This window comes from Maribacter sp. (genome assembly GCF_016744255.1).
Classification (GTDB): domain Bacteria; phylum Bacteroidota; class Bacteroidia; order Flavobacteriales; family Flavobacteriaceae; genus Maribacter_B.
Map to the genome: position 1 here is coordinate 1 of NZ_JADGES010000169.1, position 3,016 is coordinate 3,016.

A 3,016-nucleotide genomic window follows, 5' to 3' on the forward strand; every position below is an offset into this window, starting at 1 on the left:
ACGCTTGCTGTTTTGCGGGCTGCAAATGTACACCTCTTTTCTATCCTAACAATGACTTTTATATACTTTTTTTGAGAAAAATTTTACATAATGCCAAAACAACTATTAAACAGATACTTACAGTTTCACAAAAGCCACATTTCTATTTATACTTTTTCGGTACTGCCCTTAAAGCATCTCTCAAAACCATACTCATATATATAATTAGGTGTTGCATTGTTGTCAAAAAGATCTTTGTAACAAATTCATCTTATACTAAGAAAAGAAGTTCCAAACCAGTCCAAAACGAATAACAAAGTCTCTATATGGATAGTTTGGAGCGGAATAAAAATTATTAGAGCCCCCAAACAAAGTATTAAAGTGCTCTGCCTTTAGATATATTCTTGTTTGTTGCACTTTTGCATTTATAAAAAAATCTAATAATGGGTATCCTCCAAGCTTCTCATCATTCTGAATATAAAACTCTCCCATAAGTGGGTTATACGCATCCATATTATAAGAACTAAAATATTTGAATGTAACTCCTGTTTGCAAAAACATTGCTTTTTTAAAAACATCGGATGAAAAGTAAATTGTATTTCTAGTTACTAAACTAGGAACATTGAGAACATCGCTAGATTGAGATACGTTCTGATACATTAAAGTATTGTTCAATGCAAACTTACCAACCTTAATTTCTTTACTGTACTTAATCTTTAAATGGTTTACGCTTTTCTCTTCTTGATATGGTTTTATGTTTGCATTCTCCTTCCCTTCTACCAAAGTGACATCTGGATCCACTTTAAAGAATGTATAGTTATCTAAGGTTGTTATATCTGCTTCCACATCTCCCCATTTCTTAGATGTAAATTTGAAATTTAAATTATTAACCCTTTCTTTTTTAAAATCATCGTTATACCAATTGTAATTAAGGTATTCACTCTGATATAACAGAAAGTTATAATCTGGCATTCTAGACGATGAATGAAAACCAAAAACAATGTTATTTGTTGCATTAATATTGTACCCAGCTGTAGCATTTATACTTTGCCCTGTTAAGTCTCCTACCAAAGTATACTTTACATCTGCATCTATATTAAAACCACCTATTTCTTTTTGATACTTGCCTCCTAAACTAATTTCTTCTCCTTTTAATTGATATGGTATCGTTTGTGTATCGGTAATGAACAAACTATTAAAGTAGTAATTATAATTATAAAGACTTACGTTCCCTTGTAATCTTCCTAATGTAGCATTATAAAATTCTACATTACCCTCATTAAACATAGTCTTAAGGTTCGCTTTATCATCAATAGGGTTTAATATTGCATCTCCAAAAAAATCGTTTCCTTCTGTTTGCTCATATTGATAATACTTTGTCTCGTAATTAAATTGATGACCTATTGCTAAAGATGTCTTCTCTATTCTACTAGAGTCTTTTCTTTTTCTTATCAATTTATATTTATGATCTAAGAAATAACGCTTTCCAAGTACTTTATTATTTGCATCTATCATTAAAACATCTAACTTACCTCTATCACTATAATCTGAATTTCCAGATTCAAATTGTAATTCCGCTTGTGAAAGACCTCCATTTTCTTCTGTTTTAATATCCTGGGCCGCAATATGTGCTCTTAAAATATAACGATAGTCTTCGGAGGCATAGTTAGTCGTCATTTTAAAATTTCCGGACTGTGCCTGATTGATTTGGTATTTCCCCAAAGACCTAAAACCTTTAAATCCAATAGAGAAATTTAACCTTCTAGAGGTATTAAAAGTTAGCATAGCATCTAACAATTGTCCTTGATCAAAAGTTGTTTTAAAAAATAAATCGGTCATTGGAGTAGCTACATTGTAGTATTGTATATCTTCTACCTCCGCATAATTAAAATGCTTTGCTTTTGCTCCTAACTTTGGATACAGTGTTGCTCTATTAAAACTAACTCCTAATTTATTATAGGGCTGCCCTACATTTGCAAAAGGCATAAGCTCAAAATCATCTTTTCTTAAGTAATTATATCTGTATTCTTTCCGAATGGTTAATGTAGTATCTAAATAGGTGGTGTCTCTTGCGTGAGTTATAATTTTATAATCCTTTATTGTGATACCCATTGAGTCCCCTTCCTTTTTGGCTGGACTTCCTTTTGGTCTTGGTTTCCTTTTTTTTAAGAGAGTGTCGCTCTTTTTTATAGGTGGAATAGAATCTGTCTGGGCAGAAACTACAGAAAAAGAACAAACTAAAAAGAAAAGAAGGAAATATTTCATAGTATAACTTACAACTGCAAAGTTAATTTTTTTGTTCCTAATGAAATGTGAAAGTTTTAAATCATATTAAAATTATTAAGTTACACACCTAAAAATTCAGCTCTTGTTAGTACTTTAGTATAGTATAACACTAAAATTAGATAACTCTTTTGCTTACCAATATTTATAAATTTTATGACGAAATTGGGACAGATGAAGCTGGCAGAGGTTGTTTAGCAGGTCCCGTAACAGCAGCTGCTATAGTGCTGCCTCAAGGATTCTCCAATTCAACCTTAAATGATTCCAAGCAATTATCCGAAAAGAAGCGTATGGAATTACGCCCCATTCTAGAATCCACTAGCGTATCCTATGCTGTAGCTCATGTATATCCAACAAAAATAGATGAAATCAATATATTAAATGCCTCTATACTGGCTATGCATAAATCTATTGACCAACTACAAACACTTTCTGAGTTTATTATAGTAGATGGCAATAAATTTAAACCTTACAAACATTTTAGCCACGAGTGCATAATTAAAGGGGATAGTAAATATATGCGTATTGCTGCTGCCTCGGTACTCGCAAAGACTTATAGGGATGATTATATGGAAAAAATACATGAGGAATTTCCTATGTATAATTGGAAACAAAATAAAGGCTATCCTACTAAAGAGCACCGAGAAGCCATTAGAAAATATGGTATTACAAAATACCATAGAAAAAGTTTTAGACAATTACCAGAACAAGAGATTCTAAAACCCTAAAAATTATACCTTTGTTATAAAGCACT

2 protein-coding genes are annotated in these 3,016 nt (G+C 31.5%); one reads left to right on the forward strand and one right to left on the reverse strand.

What is annotated here, in order from left to right:
- Positions 1-255 precede the first annotated feature (255 nt).
- Positions 256-2,244, reverse strand: a complete 1,989-nt coding sequence (locus tag QZZ51_RS16435) for a putative porin (protein WP_291871664.1) — start codon at positions 2,242-2,244, stop codon at positions 256-258.
- A 149-nt stretch (positions 2,245-2,393) separates the two neighbouring features.
- Between QZZ51_RS16435 and QZZ51_RS16440 the strand changes: the two genes are divergently transcribed.
- Positions 2,394-2,990 (forward strand): ribonuclease HII, encoded by a 597-nt coding sequence (locus tag QZZ51_RS16440; protein WP_291871666.1) that lies wholly within the window; start codon positions 2,394-2,396, stop codon positions 2,988-2,990.
- Positions 2,991-3,016: the final 26 nt, after the last annotated feature.